The sequence below is a fragment of the Thermotoga sp. RQ7 genome (assembly GCF_000832145.1).
Classification (GTDB): Bacteria; Thermotogota; Thermotogae; order Thermotogales; family Thermotogaceae; genus Thermotoga; species Thermotoga neapolitana.
The window spans coordinates 223945-241414 of the sequence record NZ_CP007633.1; the positions used below are offsets into that span (position 1 = coordinate 223945).

Annotated in this window: 24 protein-coding genes; 4 read left to right on the forward strand and 20 right to left on the reverse strand. The window is 47.8% G+C overall.

Annotated features, from left to right (window positions below; translation table 11 throughout):
• Positions 1-5 precede the first annotated feature (5 nt).
• Positions 6-272: a flagellar biosynthesis protein FliQ gene (fliQ, locus tag TRQ7_RS01170; protein WP_038068142.1), complete on the forward strand. Its 267-nt coding sequence runs from the start codon at positions 6-8 to the stop codon at positions 270-272.
• 13 nt (positions 273-285) lie between these two features.
• Entirely contained in the window at positions 286-939 is a 654-nt protein-coding gene (locus TRQ7_RS01175) for a YSC84-related protein (protein WP_015920301.1), read from the forward strand.
• 19 nt (positions 940-958) lie between these two features.
• On the opposite strand, the gene clpP is transcribed toward TRQ7_RS01175, so the two are convergent.
• From clpP to dnaX, 11 genes are read right to left on the reverse strand one after another with little or no spacing between them, the layout of a single operon-like run.
• Complete coding sequence (gene clpP, locus TRQ7_RS01180; RefSeq protein WP_038068144.1) at positions 959-1567, reverse strand: ATP-dependent Clp endopeptidase proteolytic subunit ClpP; 609 nt, start codon at positions 1565-1567, stop codon at positions 959-961.
• Positions 1539-2816 (reverse strand): trigger factor, encoded by a 1278-nt coding sequence (tig, locus tag TRQ7_RS01185; protein WP_015920303.1) that lies wholly within the window; start codon positions 2814-2816, stop codon positions 1539-1541. The genes clpP and tig overlap by 29 nt, the downstream gene beginning before the upstream one ends.
• A 27-nt stretch (positions 2817-2843) precedes the next feature.
• The gene (locus TRQ7_RS01190) at positions 2844-3116 is read right to left on the reverse strand and encodes a flagellar protein FliT (protein WP_038068146.1); all 273 of its coding nucleotides are present in this window, start codon (positions 3114-3116) and stop codon (positions 2844-2846) included.
• Positions 3103-3633: a holo-[acyl-carrier-protein] synthase gene (locus tag TRQ7_RS01195; protein WP_041843804.1), complete on the reverse strand. Its 531-nt coding sequence runs from the start codon at positions 3631-3633 to the stop codon at positions 3103-3105. The genes TRQ7_RS01190 and TRQ7_RS01195 overlap by 14 nt, the downstream gene beginning before the upstream one ends.
• The gene (locus TRQ7_RS01200; RefSeq protein WP_015920306.1) at positions 3630-4280 is read right to left on the reverse strand and encodes a methyltransferase domain-containing protein; all 651 of its coding nucleotides are present in this window, start codon (positions 4278-4280) and stop codon (positions 3630-3632) included. The genes TRQ7_RS01195 and TRQ7_RS01200 overlap by 4 nt, the downstream gene beginning before the upstream one ends.
• Positions 4277-4726 (reverse strand): GatB/YqeY domain-containing protein, encoded by a 450-nt coding sequence (locus TRQ7_RS01205; protein WP_038068148.1) that lies wholly within the window; start codon positions 4724-4726, stop codon positions 4277-4279. The genes TRQ7_RS01200 and TRQ7_RS01205 overlap by 4 nt, the downstream gene beginning before the upstream one ends.
• A 46-nt stretch (positions 4727-4772) precedes the next feature.
• The gene (tpiA, locus tag TRQ7_RS01210) at positions 4773-5504 is read right to left on the reverse strand and encodes a triose-phosphate isomerase (RefSeq protein ID WP_041844526.1); all 732 of its coding nucleotides are present in this window, start codon (positions 5502-5504) and stop codon (positions 4773-4775) included.
• A 20-nt stretch (positions 5505-5524) separates the two neighbouring features.
• Positions 5525-6736: a phosphoglycerate kinase gene (pgk, locus tag TRQ7_RS01215; protein ID WP_041843805.1), complete on the reverse strand. Its 1212-nt coding sequence runs from the start codon at positions 6734-6736 to the stop codon at positions 5525-5527.
• A gap of 51 nt (positions 6737-6787) precedes the next feature.
• Complete coding sequence (gene gap, locus TRQ7_RS01220) at positions 6788-7789, reverse strand: type I glyceraldehyde-3-phosphate dehydrogenase (RefSeq protein WP_041843806.1); 1002 nt, start codon at positions 7787-7789, stop codon at positions 6788-6790.
• A gap of 16 nt (positions 7790-7805) precedes the next feature.
• On the reverse strand, positions 7806-8162 hold the full coding sequence (locus tag TRQ7_RS01225; RefSeq protein WP_015920311.1) for a YbaB/EbfC family nucleoid-associated protein: 357 nt from the start codon (positions 8160-8162) through the stop codon (positions 7806-7808).
• Between the two features lies 1 nt (position 8163).
• Positions 8164-9585, reverse strand: coding sequence for a DNA polymerase III subunit gamma/tau (dnaX, locus tag TRQ7_RS01230; protein WP_015920312.1), 1422 nt, complete (start codon positions 9583-9585; stop codon positions 8164-8166).
• An 87-nt stretch (positions 9586-9672) separates the two neighbouring features.
• Here dnaX and TRQ7_RS01235 point away from each other — a divergent pair, with 87 nt between their 5' ends.
• Entirely contained in the window at positions 9673-10242 is a 570-nt protein-coding gene (locus tag TRQ7_RS01235; RefSeq protein ID WP_231556123.1) for a transglycosylase SLT domain-containing protein, read from the forward strand.
• On the opposite strand, the gene TRQ7_RS01240 is transcribed toward TRQ7_RS01235, so the two are convergent.
• From TRQ7_RS01240 to csaB, 3 genes are read right to left on the reverse strand one after another with little or no spacing between them, the layout of a single operon-like run.
• Entirely contained in the window at positions 10239-10715 is a 477-nt protein-coding gene (locus tag TRQ7_RS01240) for a tartrate dehydratase (protein ID WP_144399051.1), read from the reverse strand. The genes TRQ7_RS01235 and TRQ7_RS01240 overlap by 4 nt on opposite strands.
• Positions 10712-11320 carry a site-2 protease family protein gene (locus TRQ7_RS01245; RefSeq protein ID WP_015920315.1) on the reverse strand — a complete coding sequence of 203 codons (609 nt, stop codon included), beginning with the start codon at positions 11318-11320 and terminating at the stop codon, positions 10712-10714. Before TRQ7_RS01245 ends, TRQ7_RS01240 begins: the two co-directional genes overlap by 4 nt.
• 3 nt (positions 11321-11323) lie before the next feature.
• The gene (csaB, locus tag TRQ7_RS01250; protein WP_015920317.1) at positions 11324-12274 is read right to left on the reverse strand and encodes a polysaccharide pyruvyl transferase CsaB; all 951 of its coding nucleotides are present in this window, start codon (positions 12272-12274) and stop codon (positions 11324-11326) included.
• A gap of 62 nt (positions 12275-12336) precedes the next feature.
• On the opposite strand from csaB, the gene TRQ7_RS01255 reads away from it, so the two are divergent.
• Entirely contained in the window at positions 12337-13077 is a 741-nt protein-coding gene (locus TRQ7_RS01255; protein ID WP_038068151.1) for an MBL fold metallo-hydrolase, read from the forward strand.
• On the opposite strand, the gene fliY is transcribed toward TRQ7_RS01255, so the two are convergent.
• From fliY to TRQ7_RS01285, 6 genes are read right to left on the reverse strand one after another with little or no spacing between them, the layout of a single operon-like run.
• Positions 13067-14101, reverse strand: a complete 1035-nt coding sequence (gene fliY, locus TRQ7_RS01260; RefSeq protein WP_015920318.1) for a flagellar motor switch phosphatase FliY — start codon at positions 14099-14101, stop codon at positions 13067-13069. The two genes, TRQ7_RS01255 and fliY, sit on opposite strands and share 11 nt — an antisense overlap.
• Positions 14098-15084 (reverse strand): flagellar motor switch protein FliM, encoded by a 987-nt coding sequence (gene fliM / locus TRQ7_RS01265; protein ID WP_015920319.1) that lies wholly within the window; start codon positions 15082-15084, stop codon positions 14098-14100. The genes fliY and fliM overlap by 4 nt, the downstream gene beginning before the upstream one ends.
• A 9-nt stretch (positions 15085-15093) precedes the next feature.
• Positions 15094-15600: a flagellar basal body-associated protein FliL gene (locus TRQ7_RS01270; protein WP_015920320.1), complete on the reverse strand. Its 507-nt coding sequence runs from the start codon at positions 15598-15600 to the stop codon at positions 15094-15096.
• A 9-nt stretch (positions 15601-15609) separates the two neighbouring features.
• Positions 15610-16473 (reverse strand): flagellar motor protein MotB, encoded by an 864-nt coding sequence (locus tag TRQ7_RS01275; RefSeq protein WP_038068229.1) that lies wholly within the window; start codon positions 16471-16473, stop codon positions 15610-15612.
• Positions 16473-17261: a motility protein A gene (locus TRQ7_RS01280; protein ID WP_038068153.1), complete on the reverse strand. Its 789-nt coding sequence runs from the start codon at positions 17259-17261 to the stop codon at positions 16473-16475. The genes TRQ7_RS01275 and TRQ7_RS01280 overlap by 1 nt, the downstream gene beginning before the upstream one ends.
• A 4-nt stretch (positions 17262-17265) precedes the next feature.
• On the reverse strand, positions 17266-17469 hold the full coding sequence (locus TRQ7_RS01285; protein WP_015920323.1) for a flagellar FlbD family protein: 204 nt from the start codon (positions 17467-17469) through the stop codon (positions 17266-17268).
• Position 17470: the final 1 nt, after the last annotated feature.

Genomic DNA, 17470 nt, shown 5'->3' on the forward strand with positions numbered 1-17470 from the left:
TACCCTTGACCATCGAGGTGTTTCTGGATATCATGAAGAGCGGAATAGGTCTCATACTGGAGATAATAGTTCCCCCACTCGTTGTGAGTCTGATCGTGGGATTGATAATAAGTATCTTCCAGGCCGTCACCCAGATACACGAGCAAACACTGATGTTCGCCCCCAGGGTCATCGTCATGTTCCTCACTCTACTATTTCTGAGTGGCTGGATGGCACAGAAGATCCTGGACTTCTTCACAGAACTTTTGCAAAGGTACTTTCAGATGATCTGAAGGAGGTGTCGATATGAAACGATTATTTGTTGTTTCATTGATATTGACTTCATCTTTGCTCTCTTTTTCCAGTGTGTTCGATATAATCGACGACGCGTACCTTTCTCTTAAAGAGTTTCTCGATCAACCAGACAGCGGTGCCTTTCTTTCTCTTCTGGAGAGAGCAAGAGGCATCCTCATCGTTCCAAAGTATCTGAAACTCGGATGGGTGGTGGGTGGTCAGTACGGCCAGGGAATTTTGCTGAGAAGAGATCCTCTGACGAATACCTGGTACGGGCCACTCTTTGTTAAAATCTACGGTCTGAGCGTGGGACCACAGATAGGGTTCCAATCCGTGTCCCTCATCGCAGTCATCATGGAGAATGTGGAAACCTTCGCCAAAGGAAACATCACACTCGGTGGATCTCTCAGTGTTGCAGCGGGGCCCCTTGGAAGAAGACTCAGTGCGGACTACAACCTTGATGCCTCTGTCTATTCCTACTCGATCGCTCGTGGGTTTTACGCAGGCTTTTCTCTGGAAGGGGCAAAAATAGACGTTGATCTGGACCTCACACGGGAATACTACAACGTGTACAGGGTGGATCCACACGAGATTCTTTCGAAAGAAGTAGAAGGAAGAGCGGAGAAAATAATCGTTCTTTTGAACGAGAAACTCAAAGAAGAATAGGGCACCTCGGGGGTGCCCTTCATCTTGAACTCACCACTTTGTCCACTATACCGTATTCTTTTGCCTCTTCAGCACTCATGAAGAAGTCTCTGTCCGTGTCCTTTTCTATCTTCTCTATCGGCTGGCCCGTGTGTTTGCTGAGAATCCTGTTGAGAAGATCCTTTATCCTCAAAAGCTCTCTTGTGATGATCTCAACGTCTTTTGCAGGACCCTCTGCCCCACCAAGTGGCTGGTGGATCATGATCCTGGCGTTCGGAAGAGCGTACCTCTTTCCCTTTGTACCGGCTGCAAGGAGAACGGCAGCCATCGACGCGGCCTGCCCCACACAGATGGTGGAAACGTCACACTTTATGTACTGCATCGTGTCGTAGATGGCAAGACCGGCCGTCACAGACCCTCCGGGCGAGTTTATGTAGAGGTAGACGTCTTTGTCTGGATCTTCTGCTTCCAGAAACAGAAGCTGTGCTATGACGAGGTTTGCCACGTGGTCGTCTATGGGAGATCCAAGAAAGACGATCCTGTCTTTCAAAAGTCTGGAGAATATGTCGTACGCTCTTTCGTACCTTCCTGTGCTCTCAACAACTATGGGAACGTACTGATCAATTATCTCCTTTTCTTTCATCACCATCACCCTCTCCTCTTGGTTCAACCACCTTCACCGTCACCTCTTCGAGCAAAAGATCGAGTACCTTCCTCTTCAGTATGGCCCATCTCAGATCCTCTCTGAGATCTCTTCTCGACTTCACGAGTGACTTTGCGCGCTCAGGAGAGATTCCCCAGAACGGTGCGAGTTCTTCCGCCTCTTTCTCAAGTTCTTCATCGCTCACATCTACGTTTCTTTCTTTTGCAATTACCTCTATTGCCCTGTCTCTTTTGATATCGTCCAGGATTCTTTTTTTCAACTCTTCTTTCAGTTTTTCTTCACTCTCGTAGGAACTCACAATCTGATCGTACCTTCCTTCCCTCTTCAACCTGTTTATCGTTTCCTGTACGAGAAGATCGAGCGTTCTTTCGGAGATCTCTATCTCCACCACTTCTGGGAGCTTCTCCAGAAGTTGCTCTCGCATGCTTTCCTTCATCTCCACGTCGTATATGTCTTTCCCCTCTTTCTTCAACTCCTCCTTCAACTGCTCCAGCGTCTCGAACTCGTTGTTCACTGTCCTGGCAAGTTCATCCCCGATCTCTGGGAGGGTTCGTCTGTACACCTCCTGTACTTTTAGCCTGTAGGTGTATTTTTTTCCCTCGTACTCTCTTTCTATTTCAACCACATCGTCTTTCTTTTTCCCTATGAGGTCTTTCACGAACGGTCTGTCTTCCCCTTCTTTTATTACGTACTCGTACTCTCTGGTGGTGAGATTCTTTCCTTCTTCGTTGTACACCTCCATGCTTATCCTGACAAGATCTCCTACCTCGGCGGGACCCTCCTTGGGTTCGAGAAGTGCGTGTTTTTCCCTCAGGTCTTCGAGCCTTCTTTCAACGTACTTTTCCAGCACCTTTTCCTCGTCAACCTTCTCCACTTCTATCTTCGAGACGTCTCCTATCTTCACCTCGGGTTCCTCGTGAACCTCCACCACGAACCTTGCCGTATCCTCTTTTATTTCTCTTTCGGTGACCACAGGAGACATGATGAGGTTTCTGTCCTTCAGGGTATCCGGTATAAGGTCCATGAGGAAGTCAAGGGTATACTCCTGAAAGTCCTCACCGAGTCTCATCTTCAGGATGTTCTTTGGTACCCTTCCCTTCCTGAAACCGGGTATCTCTACTCTTTGATTCAGGTACCTGGCCGCTTTATCCTCCGCTTCAAGCACCTCTTCCCTGTTGAAAACGTACTCCAGTACGACCCGGTTCTTGTCTCTTTCGAGTTCTTTCACTTCCATCCTTAGACATCCCTCCTGTTGTGTTTTTTAACCTTTTCCGATGGTATCTCCTCTTGTCCAGATGTTCTTCTGAAGAGAACCCTTGATATTTCTGAGACCGGAAAGTTCCCGAAACAAACTGCTTTTCCTCTCTTCGATGATCCGAAGCCTTTCCCTGTCCTTTTCAAGGATCTCAGATAGTTTTTCCGCAGAAAGATCCTTCAGGAGCTTTTCTCTTTCTTTCAAAAGCACCCGAAGATGTTCATAATCTTCCCTTTCTATGGCCTCATCTATCTTCCTTTCTATTTCATCCACGTTCATCACTTTCACACTCCGAAAGCAAGATGTTCCCATACCTCACCAGTCTACAGTGAATTTCTGAAAGCCTTTTTTTCAAAGAAAAAGGTGGAATCGAGGTGTCTATCTCCCATCCTTTGCCGGATCTTCCCAGAACACAAAAGTTCTCTCTGAGCACCTTCTCGTCGCCCTCTACAATGATACCACCCTTTCTTCTTTCAAGCACGACAACTGCCACCACGAACCTGTCGTGTGAAAGTGAGACGTGTACAAAATTGAACACACCGAAGTCACGATGTATCTTTACAACAGGTCTTCCACCTGCCTCCAGAAATTCCACATCTGTGAAACGATAACCGTTCAACCCCGTCCCCAGAGCCTTGAAGAACGCTTCCTTGAGTGCAAACCTTCCTGCCACGAACTCTTTTTTGTTTTTCCTGACTCGGAGAATCTCCTTTTCCTCTTCTCCCAGTACTCTTTCAGCGATCCTTTCGGGAACTCTTTCGATCTCAAGAAGATCCACACCAACACCCACGATCATGAGAGAACCACCGGAGGATCCACCACCAGTCCTCTTTTACCGTTCTTCTTCAACCTCAAAAGGACAAGGGTAGCCGTCCTATCAATTTTACCATGAACAAAGCACATTCTCTTCGGTTCGAGACGGTACGAGATAAACCTCTCCAGCCAGTCCATGAGGTTTTCAGGAGAGAGAACGTAAACCGCCATTCCACCGTTCTTTAGGAAACGAAACGTTGTCTTCACAAAAGATTCGATGTCCGATTTTTCCAGGCTCCTCGTTGATGACCTCAGGGGATAGGGACTTTTGACCTTCGTGTAGTGGGGTGGATTGGAGACCACCATGTCAAAGGACTCAGGAGGAAACGAGCAGTCCTCCACAGAGGCGTTCACAAAAGAAACCTTTCCTTCCAGACCGTTCAGAGAGATTCCCTGAACAGCCTTTTCGTACAACTCTTTTTCCTTTTCCACTCCAACCACTTCCACACCGTAAAGCCTTGCAAGAGCAAATCCCACCGTTCCCACACCACTTCCAAGTTCCAGAACTCTTTTCACACCCTTACTGGGTTTTGCGTACCAGACAAGAAGAGAGGAAGCGTGGGTGGGACGGTGGTGGGGACCCGCATCGACTATCTCCACACACCTGATGATGTCAGGATCGAACCTCATAGGGATTCCAGAATTTCCCTCACCATCTTGTTCACGAGTTTTCCGTCTGCCCTTCCTTTCACCTTCGGCATGACAAACTGCATGACCTTTCCGAGGTCCTTTGGAGAAGTGGCTCCTACTTCTTTTATCGCCTCCATAACGATCTTTCTTATCTCCTCTTCCGAAAGTTGCTTTGGAAGGTAAGATTCTATGATTTCCAGTTCTTTCTTTTCTTTTTCAGCGAGCTCAATTCTGCCGTGCTTTTCGTACTCTTCGATTGCCTCTTTTCTTTTCTTTGCCTCTTTCATGAGGGCTTCCATCACTTCCTCATCGCTGGCTTCTTTCATCTTCTCCACTTCGAGATTCTTCAGCGTTGTGAGTATCATGCGAAGCGTGTTCACTTTTATCGTGTCTTTACTCTTCATCGCTTTCTTCAAGTCTGCCATCAGTTTCTCTTTCAGGGACATGACGAATACCTCCTCTCCAAAAGATGAGACCCCGCAGGGCGGGGCCTCAGGAAATCACTCCCTTCATTATTCTTGCAAGTTCCACAAAGGATTCTTTCAGACTGGCTCCTCCAACCAGACCACCATCGATGTCTTTCTGAACGATGAGGCCGAGGAAGTTGTCTGGTTTTATGCTACCACCGTAGAGTATCCTGATCGTCTCAGCCGTTTCATCGTCGTACATCTCAGAAAGAAGCCTTCTTATGAACGCATGCACTTCCTGAGCCTGCTGTGGTGTTGCTACCTTTCCTGTTCCGATCGCCCACACGGGTTCGTAGGCTATGACCACCTTCTGTGCTTCCTCTCTGCTGAGACCGTAAAGTCCTTCTCTTATTTGTTTTTCAACAACGCAGAACGTGAGACCCTTTTCTCTTTCCTCCAGAGTTTCACCCACACAGAAGATGGGTGTCATTCCCTTTTCAAGAACAGCCCTGATCTTTCTGTTTATCAGTTCATCGTCTTCCTTGAAGATGCGCCTTCTTTCGGAGTGTCCCACGATCACGTACTCAACGCCGATTTCTTTCAGCATAACCGGTGACACTTCTCCCGTGAACGCCCCCTGGTCCTCGTAGAAGACGTTTTGAGCACCGAGTTTGATGTTTCTACCCGAGAGGATCTCTCCAACTTCGGATAGTGCGGTGAACGGCGGACAGACCACTATCTCGAACTCTTTCACATCGTGCAGTTCGTTCAGAAGGAGCGACACGAATTTTTTTGCCTCAGATATGGTCTTGTGCATCTTCCAGTTTCCGGCAAGAATCAATCTACGCCCTGTTTTTTTTTATCGGCGATGCTGGCGATGCCAGGAAGTTCTTTTCCTTCGAGGAACTCGAGCGACGCTCCACCACCCGTTGAAACGTGCGAGAACTTGTCCTCGAGTCCGAATTTGTTGACGGCAGCGGCACTGTCTCCTCCTCCGACGACCGTGATGGCACCCTTTTCGGTGAGAGAGGCAATGGCAAGTGCTATCTGTTTTGTTCCTTCGGCGAAGTCGTCGATTTCAAAGACTCCCATGGGACCGTTCCAGACAACTGTTTTTGCATCGGAGAGTTTTTGTTTGAAGAGTTCCACCGTCTCAGGCCCTATATCGAGTCCCATCCATCCCTCAGGGATACCATCGTCTATCCTGACGACCTTCTTCTCCACACCCGGTTCGATCTTCTGTGCTATGACAGCATCAACGGGAAGTACGATTTCGACACCCTTTTCTTTTGCCTTGCCGAGGAGTTCTTTTGCAAGATCGAGTTTGTCTTCCTCGTACTTCGAAGATCCTATCTGTTTTCCAAGGGCTTTCAGGAATGTGAACATCATAGCACCACCGATGAGGATTCTGTCGGCCTTTTCCATGAGGTTCGTGATGACCCCGATCTTGTCGGAGACCTTCGCTCCGCCGAGAACAACCACGTAGGGCTTTTCAGGGTTGTACGTCACCTTGGAGAGGAACTTTATCTCTTTTTCCATGAGAAAGCCAGCGACACTGGGTATGAACTGGGCTATTCCAACGTTGGAGGCATGAGCCCTGTGGGCGGTACCGAAAGCATCGTTCACATGGATGTCCGCAAGACTGGCCCAGAACTTTGCAAGCTCAGGGTCGTTCTTGGTCTCTCCAGGATGAAATCTGGTGTTTTCAAGAAGGAGTACTTCTCCTTCCTTCAGCTCCTCTACTGCCTTCTTCACTTCATCACCGACTACTGCCGGAACGAACTTCACCTCTTTGCCCAGAAGTTCGGAGAGTCTCTTTGCAACGGGCTCAAGACTGAACTCAGGAGAAGGTTGACCCTTTGGCCTTCCAAGGTGGGAGAGAAGTACCACCTTCGCACCCTGATCGAGCACGTACTTTATCGTCGGAAGGGCAGCCTTTATTCTCGTGTCATCCCGAACGACCCCATCTTTCACGGGCACGTTGAAATCAACCCTCATGATAACCCTTTTTCCTTTCAGATCGACGTCCCTTACGGTCATCTTTTCCATGATCACACCCCCTTGTTTGAGTGTGGAAAGGGCGGGAACACCCGCCCTGAATTACATCTTGAGGAGAAGCTCAAGGGTGTCAACGACTCTGTTGCTGTATCCATACTCGTTATCGTACCAGGAAGCGACCTTTACGAGCTTCCCACCGATGACGTTGGTGAGTGTGGCGTCGAAGATTCCGGAGAACGTCGTTCCGATGATGTCACTGCTCACGATGGGATCTTCGTTGTATCCGATGATGCCCTTGAGTTTTCCTTCGGTGGCTTCTTTCATGACTGCGTTCACTTCTTCCACTGTGGTTTCCTTTTCGACGAGAACCGTAAGGTCCGTGATGGATCCATCGGGAGTTGGCACCCTTATAGCCATTCCATCGAGCTTTCCTTTCACTTCTGGAACAACAAGAGCCACAGCCTTCGCCGCACCGGTGGTGGTGGGTATGATGTTCACCGCAGCGGCCCTGGCTCTTCTCAGGTCCTTGTGTGGAAGGTCGAGCACCCTCTGGTCGTTCGTGTAGGAGTGAACGGTTGTGAGCATTCCACTGACGATTCCGAATTTCTCGTGGAGAACCTTCACTATGGGTGCGATGGAGTTCGTTGTACAGGATGCACAGGAAATGATCTTGTGTTCGGGCTTTAGCTGGTCTTCGTTACAGCCAATGACGACCGTGATGTCTTCGCCCTTTGCGGGGGCGGTGATGATGACCTTTTTTGCTCCAGCCTGAAGGTGAAGCTCTGCCTTCTCCCTGTTTCTGAACACACCCGTGGATTCGATGACGAAGTCAACTCCCAGGTCTTTCCATGGGAGTTTGGAAGGATCTGGCTCTGCAAAGACCTTGATCTCTTTTCCATCGATGATCAGAGAGTTATCTGTGTACTCAACCTTTCCAGGGAACTTCTTGTGAACGGAGTCGTACTTGAGAAGGTGTGCAAGTGTCTTGGTGTCTGTCAAATCGTTGATAGCCACCACTTCGATGTCGGGGTTCTTCCTTTCGTAGATGATCCTGTAGACCAGTCTTCCTATCCTACCGAAACCGTTAATAGCCACTCTTGCCATGCTCTTTCCCTCCTTCTTACATTAATCCTGGTATTCCAAACTGCTGGGTGATTTTGCTCATTTCTTCCTCTCGACGTTTTTCAATTTTCTCCATGATCTCATTCACAGCGGCTGCAAGAAGATCCTTCAACGTTTCAAGATCTTCCTTCAGATCCTCATCGATCTCTATTTCCTTTACCCTGCGATCACACGTTGCCACGATCCTGACAGCACCACCTCCAACGGAGGCTTCCACCTCCATCTCGGAAAAACTCTCCTCCATCTCCTGCATCTTCTTCTGCAGTTCTTCCTGCATCTTCATGAAATCCTTCAGGAGTTTTTCCTGCTTTCCCCCACCCAGACTCTTTCCACCGAAACTTTTGATCTTTTTCAAATTATCCCTCCTGTTCGAAGAGCTTCAAGATCTTTTGAGAAACCTTCTCCACCGTCTCCTCTTTCCCCATCAGACGAAGTTCTACCTCTACTCTCTTTCCCAGCTTCTTCGAAAAGAGGTTCTCAAGTTCAGGAAGCTTTTTCTTCATGAGTTCATAGTGCATCGCTTTGGAAGAATCGAACGTCACAACGACCTTCCCATCCTCGAAACTCACTTCAGAAAGACTGAGTGCAACGAATATGGAAAGATCTCCTTTTTCCTTCAATTCTTCCATCAACTCTTTGAAACGCTCTTCGAACTCGATGTCTTTATCCTTTTCCTCCTTTGTCGTGCTTTCCTGAGCGTTGTTTTGATCATTATCAGCGTTGCTTGCTTTCGTTTTTTCCAGAACCTTTTCACCGGAAAACCTCGTGGATATGTAAGCGGATCCTACCCGGCACACAAGTCGTTTTTCTTCAGCGAACTTTATCTCCCGAAGAAGGTTGAGAAGCTGCCTCGAAACCTGAACGATCTCGGACGTTGAAGCGTTGTAGACCCTCTCCTCTCTTTCCAGATCGTCCACCAGGTCTTCAACGGCTTCCTGAATGAGGACTTCGTAATCTTTACCGCTGTAATAGACATCATCCAGTACGGTGAAGACCTTTCTCACGTTTCCCGATAAAATGGCGTTTACATAGTCCCTCACCACCTGAATCGGAATCAGTCCAAGCGCCCTGTGGACCGTCTCAAGATCGATCTTTCCCTCCGAAAACTTCCAGACCTGCTCCAGCATGGTGAGGGCGTCTCTCATTCCTCCGGCTGCCCGTCTGGCTATGAACCTCAGCGCTTCATCGTCGATGTCTATGCCCTCGGCCCTGGCTACCTCCTGAAGCCTCTTTTCTATGAGTTCATCGGGTATGTTTCTGAACTCGAAGACCTGACATCTGGAAATGATCGTTGGGGGGACTTTTTCCAGGTTGGTGGTTGCAAGAACGAACACAACGTGGGAGGGAGGTTCTTCCAGAGTTTTTAGCAGAGCGTTAAATGCTTCCTTTGTAAGCATGTGCACCTCGTCTATTATGTAAACCTTGTACTTTCCCTCCATTGGTCTGTAACCCACGGCGTCCCTTATCCTTCTGATCTCGTCTATTCCTCTGTTCGATGCCGCGTCGAGTTCTATGACGTCCATGAACGTTCCCTCATCGATTTCCCTGCACGACCTGCACCTGTTGCACGGTTCAACACCTTCTCTGTTCTCACAGTTCAGGGACTTTGCCAGGATCCTCGCGAGTGTTGTCTTCCCCGTCCCCCTGGGTCCAGCGAATATGTATCCATGGGCTACACTGTTTTTCTGTATCGCCCCGATTATTGCCTTTTTCACGTGATCCTGATTCACCACTTCCGAAAATGTCTTCGGCCTGTACTTTCTGTAGAGAACCTCCATGAAATCACCCCATGCTATAATCGAACTGTATCCAGCACTATTATACCAGAGGGGATTTTAAAAGTGATTGAACAGAGGAGGAAGATCGTGAAAAAAATAACTATACTGGTTCTGGTGCTCGTCCTCATACCAGTCTTCCTGAGCACCACTCCCACCGAGAAGAGTATCTCCTTTCGGGAGATAAACACCATCACTGTGAAAGAGTGGTTCAAGGAACTCGTCAGATCGAGAAGGGCATCTTACAAGTTGAAAAGCGATGAGGAATTCCTCGAAGATCTGTGGAAAACGGTAAACGAAGTGGCACGTGAGACCAACATCGACCCGATCCTCCTTGTGTCGGTCATAGACGTGGAGAGCGATTTCAGAAACGTGATAGGGCTGTACGGTGAACTGGGAATGATGCAGATCAAAAAAGAGACCGCCGAAATGGTGGCAAACATCTACAATCTGGAACCTCCGGAATCTGGCTGGACGGAACTCATCTGGAATTATCGACTGAACATAAAGTACGGTGCTCATTATCTGAAGTACCTGTACGACAGGTTCAACGATCTCAGGCTTGCACTCGAGTATTACAACGGCGGAAACAGCAGAAAGACGTACGCGAAAAGGATCCTTGAAACGTACGAAAGTTTCAAAAAGGAACTCGGAATTTAAACTCTTGTGTACATTTTCCCGGAAGAGTCCTGAATCACCCGCAGAGTTAAACCTTCCACTTCCAGTTCCTCGAGTTTTTTGCCATCCGGGGTTTTGTAGACAACCTTTCTAGTTCCCTTCACCTCCTCGAGGGGCTCAAAAAGGACTCTGGAGAACCTTTTCGCAACAGGGAAATTGCTCCTTTTGTTCAAAACAACTCCGCTTACACCCATCAGAAATAGTTTTTCCAGTACTTCTTCGGTGACCTCCTGGAAGAAGAATTTGTTCTTGTCAAACCTTCCCACAGTTACTATCTCTCCTGTCAGGTCGTAGAGTTTTATTCCCTCGGATTTTTCGTACTTTTCGATGATATCAACAACTTCTTTGTCCACAACCACTATCTTCCCGATGTAATGAACCACATCTCCACTTGTCAGTCGTCTTATAACGTTCAGCGAAACAGGGTACCTCAGGACGATTTTCAAAGAGATCACCTCACAATCATCTGAACGAAGTCGTCTATGAACGTCACAAAAGGATTCATCACAAGTGGTATGATCCAGAGCACAAGTAGCGCTATCATGAATAGTATTCCATACACTTCGTATTTTATGAGCCATTCCATGTATCTATCTGGAAGCAAGGAGGCAAGAATCCTGCTTCCATCGAGAGGCGGTATCGGAAAGAGAGAAAAAAGAGCGTAAGTGAGGTTGTACTTGGCAGCCTTCACCATGAGAAACCACCAGAAGCTTCTTTCAGGCAACTTCGAGGCTATGAACCCGCAAAGAAAAAACAGCAAAAAGCTCGTCAGAGGACCGAGGATGGATATCTTCAGAAGGTCTTTCTTCTTGTTTTTCAGTTTCCAGTAGCGAACCGGAACGGGTCTGGACCACCCGAATTCGAACAAAATGAAGGAGATCGTTCCCACCGGATCAAGATGTACAAAGGGATTCAAAGACAGTCTACCGGCCTGCTTTGGAGTGGGATCACCGAGTCTGTAGGCCGCTATTCCCTTCACATACTCCCTCGGCATCGCAACGATGAGAACGGCAAGAAACCCCGTAAGAATGTTGCTCAGTGTTGGTGCAACCATCCTCATGAACTACCATCTCCTCAGTGTATCTTTCAGGAATTCCTTCATCTCCATGGCGTCTTCTTTTAATTTCTCTTTCAGACTCAATCTTTTCTTCAAAACTTTGGATACCTTGAGCGAGATTTCAAGGGGATCTCTTCTTGAGAAAAAGAACTCTTCTTCCGTGTACTTTCTGAAAAACCTCCTCGCCTTCTGGCAGTCAACGATGACAAAGGGGACTTCAAAGTAAGCAGCAACGAGCGCCGGGTGAAACCTTTCGGTGATGACGATCGACGAACTCTTTATCTCTTCGAGAACGTCTCCTCCGGTTCTGAGTGGAGGAAGGTACTGGCAGTCTTTCGAGAAAGCACTCGAGAGAACGAAATCTTCTATTCCGTGTTCTCTCAGACTCTTCAAAACACAGGACACGTCCAGAGGCTTTTTCAGAAAGAAAACGGCCTTATTCTCCTTTTTCACTTCTGATTCGTCGTTCATGAGATAGAGTATCGAAGGATCTGTTCCAAGCCAGGCGTTTCCTCCGAGCGCTCTGACGTACCTGTAGGAGACGGGCTCTCTTGCTATGAAGACCACACTTTTGTGACTCACCACCTCGTGAACGAGTCTTTTTGAGGCAGTTCTTTTCAAGGGGCCTATGCTGTTTCCAAAAAAGATAAGGGGTTTTTTCATGAGAAGTGACATCCTGGACAGATAGTAATAGTAAAGGATACTTCGAAAACTCGTCACATCCTGAAAAAGTCCCCCTCCACCTGCCATCGAAATCTGTGACCTTCTCAGGAAAGAAATCAGTTTCGGAGAGAACCTTCCCACCGATGTTACTCCCATCGATCTCTTCCCATCCGGAAGGGGAGTGTATATGGTTCCAAAATCCAGTTCCTTCAGGAGATCCACACACGCTCTGAACATGATTTCGTCTCCGAAGTTACCAAAGCCGTAATATCCCCACAGAAAGGCGGTTGCCAAGGAAAATCACCTCATTCTGTAGAAGAATACTCTTGGAGAATTATACTACACGAGGTGAAAGGATGATAACGAACCTCTCAGACAGCGTTTTCGTGATAGGCACTGGAATTTCTTCAAACAGCGTCCTCGTGTGTGGAAAAAAAGTGTGCATTCTCATCGACACAACTCTTTTTCCAGAAAAAGCAAGAAAGATCGAAGAGTTCGCACGGGAGATGTTGAAGAAGGAGATCGTCGCCGTCTTCAACACCCACTACCACCCGGATCACACCTTCGGAAACGAAATCTTTGGAAGGATAATTGCTCACTCTCTGACCAAAGAGTCCCTGAGCAAGATGGATGAAGAATACATGGAAAGAATCGGTGTGAAAGTGTCCATAAAACTTCCATCGGAAACGTTCAGCGACAGAGGACTTTACAGATTTGGAGACATCACCGTGGAGGCCGTTCACCTGGGCGGTCACACACCCGATTCCTCCATTTTCATCCTGAAAAACGAAAAGATCGTTGTGTGCGGGGATCTGCTCACCACCGGAATTCACGCCGAAATAGTCACAGACAGTGACCTGTCGATGTGGATATCGGCACTTGAGGAGATAGAAAAAACAGGTGCTCATTACTGTGTCCCAGGACATGGAAGGGTGGGAACGCTCCAGGATGTGAAAGAGATGAAAGACTACATCGCAAAGATACTCCGTCTCAAGAAAGGAAACATCCCTCATTCAGAACTACTGAGAGATCCGAACTTCCTCTCACGCGAACACCCTGAACTTCTGGAATGGGGAATTGAAAACATCATTCGTTGAGAAGTTCCAGCCTTTCCTTGGGACTCACAATCTCCGTCACCCTCACACCGAAGTTCTCGTCTATCACAACGACCTCTCCACGGGCTATGAGTTTTCCGTTAACGAGAATGTCCACCGGCTCGCCGGTGAGTTTATCGAGTTCTATGATTGAGCCTGGTATCATCTCCAGAACACGCTTCAGTGTCATCCTTGTCCTTCCAAGTTCCACTGTCACCTTTAAAGGAACGTCAAGCAACAACTCGAGTTTGTCCTGAGGAATCTCCGTTTTAGCCGTTCCGGATGGCTTCAACTCCGAAAACTCCACCGGTTCGACCTTCACTTTCTTTTCTTCCTTCTTTTCCTCTTTCTTTTCTTCAGCCTCTTCTTTATGTGCTCTGGTGAAGTACTCGTACATCTTCTTGACAAGATCTGCTCCGATCACCTGGTAGAATTTGGATTTTGGAAGCCCTTCTATCTCGATCTCGAACTCCACAACGGCAACATCCTTTTCTGGATCGTCCACAACCGGTGGAAATTTCGTGCTGGGATCGTCGAAGTTCAGAATTTCAACCTTTGGTGGGGAGATGTTCACGGTTATTCCCAGAAGTTCCGAAAGAGAAGTTGCGGCACTTCCCATCATCTGATTCATGGCCTCTCCTATGGCACTGAGTTTGATCTCATCCAGTTCTTCACTTTCCACCTCTCCACTTCCACCCATCATGAGATCGACGATCGCGGCTACCAGGCTTTTTTCCAGAACCAGAACGTTCAGTCCCTTCAATCCTTCCGTGTATTCCACAGTTACAACTACTTTCTCACCATTGAAGTCGCTTTTCACGTTCTTCATCTTTTCCTCGCGAACCATTGGAACGGTGATGTTGACGTTTCTTCCCAGGATCATAGAGAGCGTTGTTGCGGCACTTCCCATAGCGATGTTTCCAATCTCGCCGATCATGTCCTTTTCTTCTGGTGTGAGAACACCCTCTGCTTCTCCACCGAGCAGTTTATCTATCTCTTCCTGGGAAAGGAATTCATTCTCCGTCATTCCTCTTCACCCCCATTAGTGTACTCGCCGGTGATCTTCACAGCGTACTTTCCCTTGTACTTTCCAGGAATTCCCCTGAACTTGGGCTTTCCTTCCACATCGATTCTTATCTCGTCTTTGTAATGTGTGTTGAGCCTTATCACATCGCCTTCCTGAAGATTCAGCACTTCCCTCAGAGTCAGCCAGGCTTCCCCTATCACCGCCTGCACCGTCAGTGGAACACTTTGAGAAGCCACCTTGAGTTCTTCAACTCTTTCTTCGATCCTTTCTGGCTTTCTGCCCATCATCCAGAACCTGTTGGAAAGTTTTTCAAGGAAAGGTTCCAGAAGAGAAAAAGGCCAGCACACGTTGATGAAACTCGTGAACTCTCCCCAGGAAACAGAGGCGGTCACAAGAAGCACTATCTCGTTTGGGGGGACGATCTGGACGAACTGTGGGTTGGTTTCGATGTTTTCTATCGAAGGAATGAAATACTGAAAATCGCTCCATGCCTGAGCAAGAAGCGTAAGAATGTTGGTTACCTCTCTCCTCATTATGGAGGTTTCGATGTCCGTAGGGGTTCTGTTTGGAGGATTGTCTCCAGGGCCTCCCATGATGATATCCAGTATGGTGTAGAAAAGATCGAGCCTCATCTCGAATATGGCACTACCCTCGAACACGTCACCCGTGAAGATGACGATGAAGGAAGGAATCATTACAGACCTTATGAATTCTTCATAAGTGAGCTGGTCGATGCTGATCTCTACGTCAACGAACGTTCTCAACCTTCCAGAAAGGTACGTTGAAAGCGCTCTTCCAAAGTTCTCATGTATCATCTGAAACGTTCGAAGTTGCTCTTTAGAAAACTTGCTCGGCCTTTTGAAATCGTAAGGCTTGACCTTCTTTTCCCCTTCTTCCTTCAGAAGGTCCTCTTCTTTTAGCTCTCCTTTCATCAACGCTTCGATCAACTGGTTTATCTCTTCCTGACTGAGAACATCCGACATGTTACCACCTCACTCGGTGGTCGCAAAGGCCTTTATATAAAGATAAACGTTCAGAACACCGTATTTCTCTCTGTCACCGACGAAGCCGGTGATGGTGTTGACCGCCTCCCTTATCTGTCTCTTCAGAAGTTCAAGGCCCGGAACCGTGCTCAGTTCACTCTTTTCCTTGCTCAGAAAAATCATCATGAGGGCATCCATGATCTCATCTTCTTTCTCCGCGATGGCTGCCCTGCACGTGTCGCTACCAACGGTGAAGGAAAGAGAATCTATCACAACAACATCCCTTCCACCCTTCAAAAGGAACGTCTTGTTCTCACCTGGCTGGATGAGAACTGCCTTTATCTCGACCGGAGTCGAGGGTGTGCTCTCACTCTGTCCACCCTGATTTGTCCCAAGAAACATGGGAAGTAAAAAGTACACAGCGAGTGATACGATGAGCGGTATCACGATACTCATGATCAGTGACGAGACTCCCCGGCGTCTTGGTTCTTCCTCTCTTCTTTCTTCTTCTGCCATCTTCTCACCTCACACCCTCTCTCTCTTTATGAGGATGTCTATTCTTCTGAACTCTCTTCTCAGTCTTTCCAGTTCCTGCTGGTATCTTTCCTCCAGTTCTTTCATCTTCGCTTCCCACTCAGAACGGGTGATCTCGCCGTTTCTGAGTCTTTCGTTGAGCAGGGCTTTTTCTGCGTTTATCTCGTTTTCAAGGTCTTTTATCTTCTTCTTTATCTCCCTGTCCCCAAGACCTATCGGATAGAATCTATCGGGGTTGTAAAAGAAGTCTATGTTGAATCGACCAAGTTTGATATCGGCAGCCCTTTCGATCATCCTCTTTTCCTTCAGTTCCGTCAGAAAGAAATTCACCACACTCGCCGCTCTTGCACTTGAAAGATGCCAGTTGGAAACGTAAATAGAATTTGGAAGAACGGGCCTGTCGTCTGTGTAACCGAAAACCTCCAGCACGTTCGTGGTGTGTTCTATAACGATCTGTCCCACCTTTGCCAGAAGGTCCTTCGCTTCAGCCGTGAGTTTAGCGCTTCCTGTTTCGAAGAATACCATGTCCTTCAAAATTATGAGGGTTCCTTCGTCTCTTTCTTCCACTGTGATCTTCCCTTTGTATTCTTCGGACAATCTCATGAGTTCTTGATATATTCCTCTTTTCGAGGTGATAAGGGGTTCTTCGTTTATGCTCCTTCCTCCCATCAAAACACTCGGTGGTTGCCCACTTAAAGCAATTCTGAGTCCCACCGCCACCTGCTGGAACTTACCGGGACTGATGGTGGACATGGAGATAAGGGCCACAAAGAACGTGAGCAACAGTGTCACCATGTCCGAATAGGTGGTCATCCACTGAGGTGATCCCTTCTGTTCTTCCTGTTTCTTTGCCATCACGCAGCAGCCTCCTGAGAGGCAGCCTCATAGGCTCTTTTTTCTTTCTCAGGCAAGAAGGACTTCAGTTTCTCCTCCAGTATCCTGGGGTTTTCTCCTGCCTGAATCGAAAGAACCGCCTCCAGAATCATTCTCTTTTCCATGACGAGAATGTCTCTTCTCTTTTTTATCTTCTCCGCCATGGGGAGAAACACACCGTTTGCCAGAATAGCACCGTAGAGTGTCGTTATGAGCGCCACTGCCATTGACGGCCCCAGAGTTTCCGGGTTGTTCAAAGACTTCAACATCTGAATGAGTCCTATGAGCGTCCCTATCATACCGAACGCCGGAGCGTAAGCACCAGCAGATTCCAGAACCGCCCTCTCTCCATCCAGTTCTTCCTCAAAGAGTTCAAGTTCTGTCTCCATCATGTTTTTCAAAAGATCAGGATCTGTTCCATCGACCACGAGTTGAAGCGCCTTTTTCATGAACGGATCTTCGATGCTTTCGAGGTTTTCCTCCAGAGAAAGAAGTCCTTCTCTTCGTGCCTTCTCTGAGAAGGAAACCATCGTCTGTATGAGTGAAGTGTGATCTATTTTTGGTTCCCTAAGTGTGGAGAACATGATGTTTATGATTCTGAAAGCCCTGTCTTTTGGATGTGCCACCATTGTAGCCGCTATGGAGCCAACGACGGTTATGAAGAGTGAAGGTATGTTTATGAAGGCCGCAAAATCTCCTCCACCCGTTGCGATTCCTATGAAGAGAGCCGCTATCACAAGAGCCAGCCCCATCAGGGTTGCAAGATCCATGGGATCACCTGCCCTGCTCTTTCCACCAGTTGAAGATCTTTCTCTTGTATTCTATCACCCTCCGGACAACCTCTTCCACGGGCTCTTTCACGATGTACTTTCTACCGTTCACAAGGGTGATCGTTGTATCGGGCAGTGCTTCGATGGTTTCTATGAGATCGGCGTTCAGAACAAACCACTTACCATCGATCTTTGTGAGCCTGATCATT